This is a genomic window from Lachnoclostridium sp. An181 (genome assembly GCF_002160325.1).
Lineage (GTDB): Bacteria > Bacillota > Clostridia > Lachnospirales > Lachnospiraceae > An181.
In genome coordinates, this window is sequence record NZ_NFKJ01000032.1 from 1 (window position 1) to 13,746 (window position 13,746).

Consider the following 13,746-nt stretch of genomic DNA (forward strand, 5'->3'; position numbering starts at 1 on the left):
TGAAAGGGGGTGACGGAATGGTACGCAGATAAAAGATAGTCACGCTATGAATTTCATTGAATGGCTGATTTTTAACTGATATAATGTGAATATAGAAATCGACAAATTGAAATTTGGGAGGAAAAACATGCGAAGGATATATAAAAAGATGTTTAAGATATTTGCGTTTATTATTCTGTTATTTGTTGTGATATTGCTTGCTGTCTACATCAATCATAGAATTCGTTTGGATAAAGAACAAGAATTGCTAGTACCATTGGGTGAAATGATTTCTGTTGATGGAAACAATATGAGTGTTTATAAAGAAGGTAGCGGAGATAAAACACTTGTATTTCTATCTGGGGGTGGAACGTGTTCACCTATTTTAGATTTTAAATCACTATATTCTTTGCTATCTGATGAATATCAGATTGTTGTAGTTGAAAAATTCGGTTATGGATATAGTGATGTAGTTGATAGAGATAGAGATATAGATAGTATTCTCGATGATACAAGAAAATCACTTGAAATGGCAGGTATAAAAGGACCATATGTGTTGTGTCCACATTCTATGTCGGGATTGGAGGCACTTTATTGGGCTAATAAATATCCAGATGAAGTAACTGCTATTATTGGATTGGACATGGCAGTACCACAGTATTATGAGAATATGAAAATCAATATTCCATTGATGAAGGTGGCTAGTTTTGTAGCGAATATTGGAGTCACAAGATTAATACCAGGTATTTCGGAAAGTGAAGCAATAAAACATGGCACTTTGACGGAGTATGAAAAAGATATTTATAAAGCAATTTTTTATAGACGAACAGCAACATCTACAATGATACAAGAAATGGAATATATTAAAAATAATGCCAAGATTGTAGAGGAAATGGGTGTTCCTACTGTTCCAATGTGTTTATTTGTATCTAATGGGTCTGGTGGAACGGGATTTGACGAGGAAACATGGCGTCAGATACCTAAAAAATACATAACAAAGGTTGATGATGCAAAAATTATAGAATTGAATTGTCCTCATTATGTTCAGGATTACGAATATGCTACAATAGCTGAGGAAATCAAATTATATTTGTCAGGCAAGTAAATCCTAATTTAATAATTACATATCCCGACACAAAGCGGTTACTCCATTGGAGATCAACCGCTTTTTCTATACTCAAATTTCAGATTGGAGTGATTGATTGAAAGATATTTTTACGGATATGCAGGCAAAAATCGGCTGTCCGTATCTCTCCGACCTGCCCTACTACAAGCGTGCGGTCTGGTTTGAGATGAAACGCCTTTGCCTGTCCGACTACCCTAAAAAACAGTTAGAAGATTTTTCACGCTATGTATTCGGTGTGCCTTACGCCGTCATACAGGAAGCGTTACAAAGAAAGGACGTGATGAAACATGGAAGAAATGCGTGTGCAGATTGAAGCCAGAGAGCCGACTGACGGCGAGATACGAGCTTTTTGGTTCACCCTGCCTATCGACACAGAACAGGTAGAAGAACTGCTGGGGATTGATATAGATACAGACTATTATTCTATCACGGGAAAGGAGCTTCCCTTTGCTGATGAAGTGCAGGAAGATACCACCATTGAAAGGCTCGACGACTTGTACCATACCTATGAAAGTCTGCCCTCTGACTTGAAAGAGGACTACGGGGAGCTGATGTGCTATTTCACCGACCTTGACGAACTGCACCGATACAGAAACGATATTATCCACTATTCATGGTGTAAGAACATGACGGACGTTGCCCGCCACATACTGAATAATGACCCAGACTTTACTTCCCTAAGTGAGAGTGTCACCCGCTATTTCGATTATGAAGCCTACGGGCAGTATCTTGACGACAACGGACGCTTTGTGGAAACCGACCACGGTATCTATGAACTTCCGTAGAAAAGAGGTGTGTGCCTGTGGTTGACGACATGAGGGTGTATATCGCTAATCTTGGCAAATACAATGAGGGCGAACTTGTCGGGGACTGGTTTTCTTTTCCTATCGACGAGGAAGATGTTGCGGAGCGTATCGGGCTGAACAGCTATTATGAGGAATACGCTGTCCATGATACCGACAACTTCCCTATTGAAATCGGGGAGTATATCTCCATTCAAGAACTCAATGAGATGTACGAGATGATTTGTGAGCTTCCCGACTATATCACGGACGCTCTGGACGAGTTTGTTTCCTACTATGGAAGTCTGGAAGAAGTCTACGAGCATAAGGACGAGATTTATTATTATCCTAATTGTGAGGACATGACCGACGTTGCCTATTACTTCATTGACGAGTTGCAGGTATTAGGACAGATACCGCTACCGTTGCAGAACTATATCGACTATGAAGCATACGGCAGGGACTTGTCCATAGAGGGGACATTCATTGAAACAAGCCGTGGGATATGCGAGATACCATATTAGAGCTGGCAGATCAGCGACAGGCAAGGTCGCTACTGACAGCTTTTTCTATCAAGGACAGTCTGAAAATGGCTGTCCTTTTCCATTACAATGAAAGGAGCTGAAACGAATTGAAGAAGATTAAGAGCTACACGGGTATCTGGAACGTGGAGAAAGTCTTATACGCAATCAACGACTTTACTCTCCCGTTTCCCGTTACCTTTACCCAGATAACGTGGTTTGTCATCACGGAGTTTGCCGTCATTCTCTTAGGGGACTTACCGCCGTTATCGCTTATCGAGGGGGCATTTTTAAAATACTTCGGTATTCCCGTCGCCCTCACATGGTTTATGAGCCAAAAGACCTTTGACGGCAAGAAGCCTTACAGCTTCTTGAAATCGCAGATTACGTTTGCCCTGCGACCAAAAGTGACCTATGCAGGAAAAGCCGTGAAGCTGGAAAAGGAAGTGTTCAGCGAACCCGTCACGGCGGTTAGGAGTGTGATGTATGTTCCCGATTAAATATATCGACAACAACCTTGTCTGGAACAAGGACAATGAAGTATTCGCCTATTATGAGCTGATACCATACAATTACAGCTTTCTATCGGCTGAACAGAAATTTATCGTCCATGACAGTTTCCGTCAGCTTATCGCACAGTCCCGTGAGGGAAAGATACACGCCTTGCAGATAGCAACGGAAAGTTCCGTAAGAAGCATACAGGAGCAGTCAAAAAGATTAGTGACGGGGCGACTTCGTGATGTGGCGATACAGAAGATAGATGAACAGACAGAAGCATTAGTAAGCATGATTGGGGACAATCAAGTGGACTACCGCTTTTTTATCGGCTTCAAGCTCATTGTGACAGAGGAAAAAGTGAGCCTTGAAAGCATGAAAAAATCGGCGTTTATGACGTTCAAAGAGTTCTTGAATGAGGTCAACCATATGCTGATGAACGACTTTATCTCCATGCCAGATGATGAAATCAACCGCTACATGAAAATGGAAAAACTGCTGGAAAATAAAATCTCCCGCCGTTTCAAGTTCCGACGCTTGGACAAGAACGACTTTGGGTATCTTATCGAGCATATCTACGGCAGGGACGGCGTGGCGTATGAGGACTACGAATATTCGCTTCCAAAGAAGAAGCTGAAAAAGGCAACGCTCATCAAGCAGTACGACCTTATCCGTCCGACCCGCTGTCTGATAGAGGAAAGCCAGCGATACATAAGGCTGGAACATGAGGACAGCGAGAGCTTCGTGTCCTACTTTACCGTCAATGCGATTGTGGGCGAGCTGGATTTCCCGTCCAGTGAGATATTCTACTTCCAGCAACAGCAGTTCACTTTCCCTGTTGATACGAGCATGAATGTGGAAATCGTCGGGAACAGAAAAGCCTTATCGACTGTCCGCAACAAAAAGAAAGAGCTGAAAGACTTGGACAATCACGCCTATCAGTCTGGAAGCGAAACCAGCTCAAATGTGGTGGACGCATTAGACAGCGTGGACGAGCTGGAAACCGATTTAGACCAGAGCAAGGAAAGTATGTATAAGCTCTCCTATGTGATAAGGGTATCAGCTCCCGACCTTGACGAGCTGAAACGACGCTGTGATGAGGTCAAGGACTTCTACGACGATTTAAACGTCAAGCTGGTGCGACCTGCTGGGGATATGCTGGGACTTCACTCTGAATTTCTCCCCGCCAGCAAGCGTTACATCAATGATTATGTACAATACGTCAAGAGTGATTTTCTGGCTGGACTTGGCTTCGGGGCAACACAGCAGTTAGGAGAAAATACAGGTATCTATATCGGCTATTCCGTAGACACGGGAAGAAACGTCTATTTACAGCCCTCTCTTGCCAGTCAAGGCGTGAAAGGTACGGTCACAAATGCTCTGGCTTCTGCCTTTGTGGGAAGTCTTGGCGGTGGAAAGTCATTCTGCAACAATCTGATTGTCTATTATTCCGTTCTCTTTGGGGGACAGGCGGTCATTCTCGACCCTAAGAGCGAGCGTGGCAACTGGAAAGAAACGCTTCCAGAGATAGCCCATGAAATCAATATCGTCAACCTTACCAGCGATAAGGAAAATGCTGGGCTTCTTGACCCGTTCGTGATTATGAAGAATGTAAAGGACGCTGAAAGTCTGGCGATAGATATTCTCACATTCCTTACGGGGATTTCCTCTAGGGACGGCGAGAAATTCCCTGTCCTTAGAAAAGCGGTGCGAGCCGTGACCCAGAGCGATCAGCGAGGACTTCTCCATGTGATAGACGAGCTACGCAGAGAGGACACGGCGATAGCCCGCAATATTGCCGACCATATCGACAGCTTTACGGACTATGACTTTGCACATCTGCTGTTCTCCGACGGTTCGGTTAAGAACGCTATCAGCTTGGACAACCAGCTCAATATCATACAGGTGGCAGATTTGGTACTTCCCGACAAGGACACGACCTTTGAGGAATACACGACCATTGAACTGCTGTCCGTGGCTATGCTGATTGTCATTAGTACGTTTGCCTTAGACTTCATTCATTCAGACCGCAGTATCTTTAAAATCGTGGATTTAGATGAAGCATGGGCGTTCCTCAACGTGGCACAGGGCGAAACCCTCTCAAACAAGCTGGTGCGTGCGGGACGTGCTATGCAGGCGGGCGTGTACTTCGTCACGCAATCCTCTGGCGACGTGTCCAAAAAGAACCTAAAGAACAATATCGGCTTGAAGTTTGCCTTTAGAAGTACCGACATCAACGAGATAAAGCAGACCCTTGAATTTTTCGGTATCGACAAGGACGACGAGAACAACCAGAAACGACTTCGTGACTTGGAGAACGGACAATGCCTGCTTCAAGATTTGTACGGGCGTGTGGGCGTGGTGCAGATACACCCTGTCTTTGAAGAATTACTGCACGCCTTTGATACCAGACCGCCCGTGAAAAGTGAGGTGGAGTGATGAAAGATAAGATAAAGGGGCTTCTGACAAGAAAGAAGCTCTTTCGTTTTTTCAAGATTGCTCTGATAGTCATTTTTACCTCTATTGTGTTCCTCTCCCTGTTCGGGACGGTGGCTCACGCAACGGGGCTTGTTGATGATACGGTCAATGCGGACAATCTGTATTCGCAGTACCCTTTGGAGAATTACCAGCTTGACTTCTATGTGGACAATAGCTGGGGCTGGCTTCCGTGGAACTGGCTGGACGGTATCGGAAAGAGCGTGCAGTACGGCTTGTACTGTATCACCAACTTTATCTGGACAATAAGCCTGTATCTAAGCAACGCCACGGGGTACGTCGTCCAGCAGGCGTATAAGCTGGACTTCATCAACGACATGGCAGACAGTATCGGAAAGAGCATACAGACATTAGCGGGCGTGACGGAAAACGGCTTCGGAAGTACGGGCTTTTATGTAGGCTTCCTGCTTCTCATTATCCTTATCGTGGGTATCTATGTTGCCTACACGGGACTTATCAAGCGAGAAACCAGCAAGGCACTTCACGCCGTTATCAACTTTGTTGTGGTGTTCGTGCTGTCCGCTTCCTTTATCGCCTACGCTCCCGACTATATCAAAAAAATCAATGACTTTTCTTCGGATATTTCCACAGCTTCGCTGGATTTGGGAACAAAAATCATGCTCCCCGACAGCGACAGTCAAGGAAAAGACAGCGTGGACTTGATAAGGGACAGCCTGTTCTCCATACAGGTACAACAGCCGTGGTTACTCCTGCAATTTGGAAACAGCGATATAGAGGAAATCGGGGCTGACCGTGTGGAAGCTCTGGTATCGGTCAGTCCGTCAGCAGACGACGGGGCGACCCGTGAGGACGTGGTGAAAACGGAAATCGAGGATAACGACAACGACAATCTGACGATACCGCAGGTCATCAACCGTCTGGGAATGGTGTTCTTCCTGCTCATCTTCAATCTGGGGATAACGATATTCGTTTTCCTGCTTACGGGCATGATGATATTTTCCCAGATACTATTTATCATCTTCGCCATGTTCCTGCCGATTAGCTTCCTGCTCTCCATGATACCCAGCTATGAGAACATGGCGAAACAGGCAATCGTGCGAGTGTTCAATACGATTATGACAAGGGCGGGCATTACGCTCATTGTCACGGTGGCTTTTTCTATTTCCAGTATGTTCTACAACATCTCCACCGATTACCCGTTCTTTATGATTGCGTTCTTACAGATAGTCTGCTTTGCGGGTATCTACATGAAGCTGGGCGACCTTATGAGTATGTTCTCTCTTAACGCTGGGGACAGCCAGAGCATGGGACGCAGGATATTCCGTCGCCCGTATCTGTTCATGCGACACAGGGCTAGGCGTATGGAACACCGTATCGCAAGAGCTGTCGGTGCTGGAAGTGTCGCTGGTGCGGTGGCTGGTACAGTAGCCGGAACAGCCATGAATGACGGTTCTGGAAAATCTGTCAGAGCTGGTACGGGCAGAAAAGAACGCCGAGAAAATGCTTCTTTTGGAAGCCGAGCTGGTTCTGCCGTGGGTGCGGTGCTTGATACAAAAAATAAGGTCAAGGACAAGGCAACGGCTGTCAAGGAGAATATCAAGGATATGCCGACCCAGACCGCCTATGCCGTACACTCCGCAAAGGAAAAGGCAAAAGCAAATGTGTCCGACTTCAAGCGTGGCATTGTGCAGGGGCAGGAAACCAGACAGAGCGAACGTGCCGACAAGCTCCAACAGCATAGACAGAATATCGCTGACAAGCGTATGGAGCTTCAAAAGGCACAGGAAGCAAAACAGGCTGGCAGAACGACGGACGGATCAGCGACAACAGGAGCTACCCGTCCCCATGAAAGACCTGTCACCGCTTCTAAGACAGACACAGGAAAAATGCAGGAAATCAAGCGTCCTGTCACTACCGACAAGGTACATATCGAGCCGACCACGCCACAATCTGTCAAGGAACGTCCGCTGGCTTCAAAATCTGATGAACCTGTACCACAGAAACACGGGACAAGGCTTAACGGTGTGGAGCTGAACCGACAGACCACCAGAAAAGAACGAAATATCAAGAAAGAGACCATAAACACCACGGAAAAGAAAGGACGTAAGAAATGAAGCTGAGACATATCGCCATTATCGGCAGTCTGTTTCCCTTTCTCATTGCGATAGTGCTTTTCTTTGGTGTGCTTATCAGTGCCGAGAACGACGACGGGGGCGGTGGTTCTGCTTCATGGGTTACGGGCATGAACCTGTCCGCAGAGGTCTTGAAACATCAGCCTATGGTGGAGAAATACGCCAGAGAATACGGCATATCCGAGTACGTCCCCTATCTGCTGGCAATCATACAGGTGGAAAGTGGCGGGACAGGTTCAGACGTTATGCAGAGTTCCGAGAGCATGGGCTTACCGCCTAACTCACTTGATACAGAAAGCTCAATCAAGCAGGGGTGCAAGTATTTTGCGTCTCTGCTTTCTTCAGCAGAAAATCAAGGCATAGAGGATATAAACGTCGTGGTACAGTCCTATAACTATGGCGGTGGCTATATCGGCTATGTAGCTTCCAATGGGAAAAAGCACAACTTCACGCTGGCAGAAAATTTCGCCCGTGACAAGTCGGGGGGAACAAAAGTTACCTACACAAACCCTATCGCTGTCGCCCGCAATGGTGGCTGGCGTTACGGGTACGGGAATATGTTCTATGTAGAGCTTGTCAGCCAGTATCTTACTGTCAGTCAAGTGTCGGGCGAGCTGGCACAGAAGATAATGAATGAAGCTCTGAAATATCAAGGCTGGGACTATGTGTACGGCGGGAGCAATCCTAACACTTCTTTTGATTGTTCGGGGCTGGTTCAATGGTGCTATGGCAAGGCGGGTATCAGTCTGCCGAGAACCGCACAGGCACAGTATGACGCTACCCAGCATATCCCGCTTTCACAGGCACAGGCTGGGGATTTGGTGTTCTTCCACAGTACCTACAATACGGGAACGTATGTAACCCACGTCGGTATCTATGTGGGAAATAACCAGATGTATCACGCTGGCGACCCGATAGGCTACGCCGACCTTACAAGCTCCTACTGGCAACAGCATTTGATAGGGGCTGGCAGAATTAAGCAATAGAAAGGAATGGAAATCATGTTCAAGAAGAAAGAAAAACCGATAAAGGAAAAGAAAGTCCGCACTATGAAAGTGGGGACGCATAAGAAGTCCGTTATTGCCCTCTGGGTGGTGCTTATCGCAAGTGTGAGTTTTGGTGTGTATAAGAATTTTACGGCTATCGACCAGCACACCACGCATGAGATAGAAACCATACAGCTCCGCTTGAATGACACCAACGGCATAGAAAATTTTGTGAAGAACTTTGCGAAGTCCTATTACACATGGAGCAACAACAAGGAAGCTATCGAAGCAAGAACACAGGCTATCAGTACCTATCTGACACAGGAATTGCAGGAGTTGAATGTTGATACCGTAAGAACAGATATACCGACCAGCTCCACGGTCACGGACGTACTTATCTGGGACGTGGAACAGTCTGGGGAGAACGCTTTTTCTGTCGTCTATGAAATAGATCAACAGATAAAAGAGGGCGACCAGACAAGGGACGTATCAGAAACCTATACCGTGACCGTCCATGTGGACGCTGACGGGGATATGGTTATCATACAGAATCCGACCCTTGCTTCTGCTATGGAAAAATCCGATTATGAACCAAAGACACAGGAAGCAGACAACAGTGTGGACGCTGACACAGTAAATGACGCTACGGCGTTTCTGGAAACATTCTTTAAGCTGTACCCTACTGCAACGGACAAGGAGCTTGCCTATTATGTAGAGGGAAATGCCCTTGAACCGATAAACGGAGACTATCTCTTTTCCGAGCTTGTCAATCCTGTATTCACGGCTGACGGTGACAACGTGAAAGTCAAAGTAGCTGTAAAATTCATTGATAATCAGACAAAGGCGACACAGGTATCACAGTATGAGCTGACGCTTCATAAGGATAGCAACTGGAAGATTATAGGATAATAAAAAGGCTTGCAGACTAAATAGTGACTGCAAGCCTAAAATACATTATTTATATTTTTGAATAATTCCAGTTAGTAGGGTATCTACTGTTTCTGATAATTCTAATCTAACTTTATCTGGTTCAATGAAAGCATATCTTAATTGTAAAGTTGTATAACCATGAATTATTCCTGTTAACATATTTAGTATTTTAGAAGTTTTAGCTTTGTTAAGATTGCATGATTTAATAAGAGTGGTCAATAAAGAAAGATATTCATTGAAAATAACTGCTGTTTCTTCTGTTCCATGCCAAGTTGCCCATTGGATTGTTTCATAAATTCCAGGGTGCTCAATCATATAGTTCAGATATTCAATAGAAACTTGTTTGATTGCTTCTATGCCTGTTTTTCCAACGGCAACTTTAAACATTTTTTCATTCATAGTACGCATACCATTATGTGCAACTTCTCTTAATAATTCATCTAAACTACTGATGTGATTATACAAAGACGGGGTTTTTATGTTTAATTTATCCGCAACAGTTTTCAATGAAATATTGTTAAGCCCATTTTTATCAACTAATTCCGAGGCGGTTTGTATTACAATTTGTTTTGAAACACGCATATTGATACTTCCTTTCCATTAAAACATTTTAACTAATATCTTTAGTGCGGTCAATAATTATTATTGTCCAAATGCTAATCCTATTGACAAAAAACAAAATCAAAGATAAAATACTAATGTAATTAGTTTTTAAGCTAATACAATTAAGGGGTGAGACATATGAGGAAAAAGTTTTATATTGGAAATATACCTGCAATACTATGGGGAAATCCATCTGAAAAAATATGTATTTTTATTCATGGTCAAGGTGGAAACAAAGAAGAGGCTGAGTTTTTTTCAAGAATAGTATGCAAATTTGGTTGGCAAGTTATTAGTATAGATTTACCAGAGCATGGAGAAAGAACAAATGAAAAAGATATGTTCAATCCGTGGTGTATAGTTCCAGAACTAGAAACACTTTTGGCTTTTATCAAAGAAAAGTGGTCTGAAATATCATTATATGCGAATAGTATAGGGGCATATTTTAGTTTGTTAGCATATAAATACGAAAATTTAAACTCATGTATGTTTGTTTCTCCTGTTTTGGATATGAAACAATTAATTTTAGACATGATGTTATGGGCTAATGTTACACCGATAGAGTTAGAAAAAAAACAAACAATAGATACTAATTTTGGTCAAAGGCTATCTTGGAAATATTGGACGTATGTTTTAGATAATCCTATTGAAAGGTGGTTTATACCAACTGAAATTTTATATAGCGTTAAAGACGAATTAATTAGATTAGAAACAGTAGAAAACTTCTCCCACAAATTTAATTGTGGATTAACGATACTTAGTGATGGTGAGCATTGGTTTCATACGGAAGAGCAATTAAGGTATTTACGTAAATGGATTTTGAAAAACATTGTCAAGAGGTTTTAAAATGATAGGTCTTAAAAAAAGAGATATGAAAAAAATCTTAAAGGCTGGTGCAAAGGCAAGCGGTGTCCCTATATCGGAATTAAGGGAAAATATACAGGCTACCATTGATGAAGCCATGAATAGTACAGATACAGAGGTACAGGCAAAATTCAAAAAATATTTTGGAAACAGAACGCCTACGCCAGAAGAATATATTTACACAATTACAAAAAAGGTGAAAATTTAAGTTTTCTTCCTGCTTCCTGCGAAGCAGATCAGCAGGAGGAACTTACCTTTTAAAAAAGTTGTGGTGCATTTTAAAAAATATCTTGAAAAACATTTTAATTGCCCTTACCATTGCTTTATCAAGCTTGATACCGATTGAAATATGGGAGGTCATAACTTGTTTATTGAAGAATTTAAAGATATTAAAATTGCATATATACGCAGAACCGGTAAGTATGGTGCTGGAAATAAGCAACTAATGGAAAAGTTAAAGAACTATTTAAAGAATAATGATTTATTCAAAGATGATACAACGGTACTAGGTATAGCTTTGGACAATCCTTTATCAACGCCAGAAAATGAACAGCGATATGACGTTGGAATGGTTATCACTGGCAAGGATATACATTGTGATTTGCCTATTCGTAATATTGATAGTGGGTGTTACGCTATATTTGAGGTTCCACACACAGAAAATGATGTGGCAAATTTTTGGAAGAATATTGACACATTAACTTCTGATTTACCCGTTGACTATACTAAACCTATAATTGAGCGATATGCTTTCTCGAAAATCTCATTACATTTATGTGAATTTTGTATTCCGTTAAAATAAAAGGTGGTGTTACCGTGGAAAAGCAATCATGGATATTATGCCCTATTTGCAATAGTAAGACACGAGTTAAAGTACGAAAAGATACAGAATTGATAAAATTCCCTTTATTCTGTCCTAAATGCAAACACGAAACTTTAATCAATATAAATCGTGGAATAGTAAAAGTTATTAAAGAGCCAGACGCTAAGACGCAGAGCCAATAGTTTGTAAGAATTACTCTTACAGATTATTGGCTCTTTTTATTAAATCCTGCTTCCTGCGGAGCGGATCAGCAGGATAGTTTATGAGAGGAAAAAGAAAACGAGAAGCCTATTTGCTTCCCGTCCCCTTGTATTTCATGATACCGTCAATCGTTCCTTGAATGATTTTGAGTTCTTCATCTGTCAGTTCATCAAGAGATACGTCTATCTGTCTGCGGATTGTAGATTTTTCTGCTTTCTCCTGCGGATAGAAATATTCGTCAACAGAGATATGGAACATGGTCACTAAATCATGAAATAACTGGAAGCTGGGGTGTTTCCCTATATTCTCAATATCTGCGATATGACGTTCTCCGTAAAAGACCTTATCGCCTAAATCATTGCGGGAAAGCCCAGCTTTTTCTCTCGCTTCTCTGATTGCCAGTCCCAGCGGACGGAAATCAAAGCTGTGCGTGTCTTTCTTTTTCCTCATTTTAAATCACCTGTCATGAGTTTATACTTCATGACACATGATTAGAATGTGTTAAAAACACATATATCATGCATTAATAATTCATATAAATATTACCTTAACGGTAAATAAAAAAAACCGTTCTAGGGTAATATCTTTTTCCATGTCTTTCATTCTGATTAGGACGGTTTTGGATAACCAGAGCTGTCCTTTTCTTTTGCACTCACGGTACAGCTCTGGATAAGGGGGTTGTGCCATGATTGCGTATCAGCGAATACGCCAGTATTCACAACTGAATAACCGCCTTATAATGGTTATCCAGTCAGCACACCCTAAACATGAGTTAAAAATTCATATCACTTACGTTAGCAAAACAGTCTATTGGTACATTCGTATTCTAATAGACTGTTTTTGTTATATCCGAGATTTGCAAATTCTTTTTTGTAAATCTTGGTAGCTGGACACCTCCTTGGGTAGTTGGGGTGCGGAAAGGGGGAAATGAACTTCCGTTCATTTCTACTTCGCACAGAAAGGAGGTGAAACAGTGGAAACATCTTCTTTCAGACAAGCCGTTGAAGCACAGTTCGATTGCCTTTCAAAGAAAGTCATCAAGCGAGCTGTGATGAAAGGCTACCGTGATATGAAGCGACGTGAAAAGCGTGAGTGTTCATTTTCTGATTTGCCAGATTATCAGCAGGAACGCTTTGGCGAGTGTGATAAGTACGAAAGCGACTACACCGTGTTTAACGTGCTGGGAATTGAAGTATGGATTGAAAATGACAAGTTGAGCGAAGCTCTCAAAGCTCTGACCGAGAAGAAGCGAAATATTATTCTGTTGTCCTACTTCATGGATATGGCAGACGGAGAAATCAGCCATTTTATCAATATCCCTCGTTCAAATGTCCAGTATCACAGAACAAAGACGCTTGAAACATTGAGGAAATACATGGAGGAACACAAATGAAGAAACATGAACGCTTACCTTTTGAGGTTATCGTATCAGCGACAGAGGGCGACCCAGAAGCCATTGCCACAGTGATGAACTTCTACGACGGGTATATCTCAAAACTCTGTTTGCGAAAGCTCTATGATGAACACGGAAATGTGTGTATGGTAGTGGACGCAGATTTGAAAAACAGAGTACAAACAGCTTTTCTGGATATGATACTCAATTTTGAAATCGCAGTAATCTAAATACATACAGGCGGGCGTGGTTTTCTCCCCTTTCCAGCCACACCGCTTGTCATTCTATAAAAGTCAATAGTCCTGCTGTTGGCTTTTACAGGCTGACAAGCCGTTGCAGTTCTTTGAAAACTGAATAAAGCAGACAGATACGTTTGTGATACAGCGAGCCACGGGGACTGTACGCCATGACCTTTCCAAAAGAGAGCGAGCGACCCACGCAGTGATCCGAGAGCGAC

At 42.7% G+C, this 13,746-nt stretch carries 18 protein-coding genes; 15 read left to right on the plus strand and 3 right to left on the minus strand.

The genetic code is table 11. The annotated features are described in order from the left end of the window. The first annotated feature begins 148 nt into the window (after positions 1-148). From B5F18_RS11870 to B5F18_RS11910, 9 genes are all read left to right on the plus strand, one after another. Positions 149-1,084, plus strand: a complete 936-nt coding sequence (locus tag B5F18_RS11870) for an alpha/beta fold hydrolase (RefSeq protein WP_162607595.1) — start codon at positions 149-151, stop codon at positions 1,082-1,084. Positions 1,085-1,181: 97 nt separating this feature from the next. Next, complete coding sequence (locus B5F18_RS11875; protein WP_070087531.1) at positions 1,182-1,418, plus strand: hypothetical protein; 237 nt, start codon at positions 1,182-1,184, stop codon at positions 1,416-1,418. Beyond that, a complete protein-coding gene (locus tag B5F18_RS11880; RefSeq protein WP_087157868.1) occupies positions 1,393-1,890 on the plus strand; it encodes an antirestriction protein ArdA in 498 nt (165 codons plus the stop codon). Before B5F18_RS11875 ends, B5F18_RS11880 begins: the two co-directional genes overlap by 26 nt. 17 nt (positions 1,891-1,907) lie before the next feature. Further along, entirely contained in the window at positions 1,908-2,411 is a 504-nt protein-coding gene (locus tag B5F18_RS11885; RefSeq protein ID WP_087157869.1) for an antirestriction protein ArdA, read from the plus strand. A 107-nt stretch (positions 2,412-2,518) separates the two neighbouring features. Further along, positions 2,519-2,908, plus strand: a complete 390-nt coding sequence (locus B5F18_RS11890) for a conjugal transfer protein (protein ID WP_070087533.1) — start codon at positions 2,519-2,521, stop codon at positions 2,906-2,908. Beyond that, positions 2,895-5,342 (plus strand): ATP-binding protein, encoded by a 2,448-nt coding sequence (locus B5F18_RS11895; protein WP_087157870.1) that lies wholly within the window; start codon positions 2,895-2,897, stop codon positions 5,340-5,342. Before B5F18_RS11890 ends, B5F18_RS11895 begins: the two co-directional genes overlap by 14 nt. Then, complete coding sequence (locus tag B5F18_RS11900) at positions 5,342-7,474, plus strand: CD3337/EF1877 family mobilome membrane protein (protein ID WP_087157871.1); 2,133 nt, start codon at positions 5,342-5,344, stop codon at positions 7,472-7,474. Before B5F18_RS11895 ends, B5F18_RS11900 begins: the two co-directional genes overlap by 1 nt. Further along, on the plus strand, positions 7,471-8,478 hold the full coding sequence (locus tag B5F18_RS11905) for a bifunctional lytic transglycosylase/C40 family peptidase (protein ID WP_087157872.1): 1,008 nt from the start codon (positions 7,471-7,473) through the stop codon (positions 8,476-8,478). The genes B5F18_RS11900 and B5F18_RS11905 overlap by 4 nt, the downstream gene beginning before the upstream one ends. A gap of 15 nt (positions 8,479-8,493) precedes the next feature. Continuing rightward, on the plus strand, positions 8,494-9,387 hold the full coding sequence (locus tag B5F18_RS11910; protein ID WP_087157873.1) for a conjugal transfer protein: 894 nt from the start codon (positions 8,494-8,496) through the stop codon (positions 9,385-9,387). Positions 9,388-9,432: 45 nt separating this feature from the next. On the opposite strand, the gene B5F18_RS11915 is transcribed toward B5F18_RS11910, so the two are convergent. Beyond that, a complete protein-coding gene (locus B5F18_RS11915; RefSeq protein ID WP_087157874.1) occupies positions 9,433-9,990 on the minus strand; it encodes a TetR/AcrR family transcriptional regulator in 558 nt (185 codons plus the stop codon). A 159-nt stretch (positions 9,991-10,149) separates the two neighbouring features. On the opposite strand from B5F18_RS11915, the gene B5F18_RS11920 reads away from it, so the two are divergent. From B5F18_RS11920 to B5F18_RS11935, 4 genes are all read left to right on the plus strand, one after another. After that, entirely contained in the window at positions 10,150-10,854 is a 705-nt protein-coding gene (locus tag B5F18_RS11920; protein WP_058692532.1) for an alpha/beta hydrolase, read from the plus strand. Between the two features lies 1 nt (position 10,855). Beyond that, the gene (locus B5F18_RS11925; RefSeq protein WP_058692533.1) at positions 10,856-11,080 is read left to right on the plus strand and encodes a hypothetical protein; all 225 of its coding nucleotides are present in this window, start codon (positions 10,856-10,858) and stop codon (positions 11,078-11,080) included. A 156-nt stretch (positions 11,081-11,236) separates the two neighbouring features. Next, positions 11,237-11,674: a GyrI-like domain-containing protein gene (locus B5F18_RS11930; RefSeq protein WP_087157875.1), complete on the plus strand. Its 438-nt coding sequence runs from the start codon at positions 11,237-11,239 to the stop codon at positions 11,672-11,674. 14 nt (positions 11,675-11,688) lie between these two features. Next, entirely contained in the window at positions 11,689-11,877 is a 189-nt protein-coding gene (locus tag B5F18_RS11935; protein WP_087157876.1) for a cysteine-rich KTR domain-containing protein, read from the plus strand. A gap of 106 nt (positions 11,878-11,983) precedes the next feature. Here B5F18_RS11935 and B5F18_RS11940 read toward each other — a convergent pair whose 3' ends face one another. Further along, on the minus strand, positions 11,984-12,346 hold the full coding sequence (locus B5F18_RS11940; protein ID WP_032509185.1) for a helix-turn-helix transcriptional regulator: 363 nt from the start codon (positions 12,344-12,346) through the stop codon (positions 11,984-11,986). 523 nt (positions 12,347-12,869) lie between these two features. Between B5F18_RS11940 and B5F18_RS11945 the strand changes: the two genes are divergently transcribed. Then, positions 12,870-13,289: an RNA polymerase sigma factor gene (locus tag B5F18_RS11945; protein ID WP_076779897.1), complete on the plus strand. Its 420-nt coding sequence runs from the start codon at positions 12,870-12,872 to the stop codon at positions 13,287-13,289. Further along, entirely contained in the window at positions 13,286-13,519 is a 234-nt protein-coding gene (locus tag B5F18_RS11950) for a helix-turn-helix domain-containing protein (protein ID WP_005337653.1), read from the plus strand. Before B5F18_RS11945 ends, B5F18_RS11950 begins: the two co-directional genes overlap by 4 nt. On the opposite strand, the gene B5F18_RS12795 is transcribed toward B5F18_RS11950, so the two are convergent. Further along, positions 13,516-13,746: hypothetical protein (locus tag B5F18_RS12795; RefSeq protein ID WP_442911378.1), on the minus strand; the 231-nt coding region annotated here is incomplete at its 5' end. The two genes, B5F18_RS11950 and B5F18_RS12795, sit on opposite strands and share 4 nt — an antisense overlap.

What these genes read in the sequence shown, in the direction of transcription:
- B5F18_RS11915 (WP_087157874.1), bottom strand. Translation starts at nt 9,990, where the DNA reads ATGCGTGTTTCAAAACAAATTGTAATACAAACCGCCTCGGAATTAGTT.
- B5F18_RS11920 (WP_058692532.1), top strand. Translation starts at nt 10,150, where the DNA reads ATGAGGAAAAAGTTTTATATTGGAAATATACCTGCAATACTATGGGGA.
- B5F18_RS11940 (WP_032509185.1), bottom strand. Translation starts at nt 12,346, where the DNA reads ATGAGGAAAAAGAAAGACACGCACAGCTTTGATTTCCGTCCGCTGGGA.
- B5F18_RS11900 (WP_087157871.1), top strand. Translation starts at nt 5,342, where the DNA reads ATGAAAGATAAGATAAAGGGGCTTCTGACAAGAAAGAAGCTCTTTCGT.
- B5F18_RS11925 (WP_058692533.1), top strand. Translation starts at nt 10,856, where the DNA reads ATGATAGGTCTTAAAAAAAGAGATATGAAAAAAATCTTAAAGGCTGGT.
- B5F18_RS11950 (WP_005337653.1), top strand. Translation starts at nt 13,286, where the DNA reads ATGAAGAAACATGAACGCTTACCTTTTGAGGTTATCGTATCAGCGACA.
- B5F18_RS11895 (WP_087157870.1), top strand. Translation starts at nt 2,895, where the DNA reads ATGTTCCCGATTAAATATATCGACAACAACCTTGTCTGGAACAAGGAC.
- B5F18_RS11905 (WP_087157872.1), top strand. Translation starts at nt 7,471, where the DNA reads ATGAAGCTGAGACATATCGCCATTATCGGCAGTCTGTTTCCCTTTCTC.
- B5F18_RS11880 (WP_087157868.1), top strand. Translation starts at nt 1,393, where the DNA reads ATGGAAGAAATGCGTGTGCAGATTGAAGCCAGAGAGCCGACTGACGGC.
- B5F18_RS11910 (WP_087157873.1), top strand. Translation starts at nt 8,494, where the DNA reads ATGTTCAAGAAGAAAGAAAAACCGATAAAGGAAAAGAAAGTCCGCACT.
- B5F18_RS11870 (WP_162607595.1), top strand. Translation starts at nt 149, where the DNA reads ATGTTTAAGATATTTGCGTTTATTATTCTGTTATTTGTTGTGATATTG.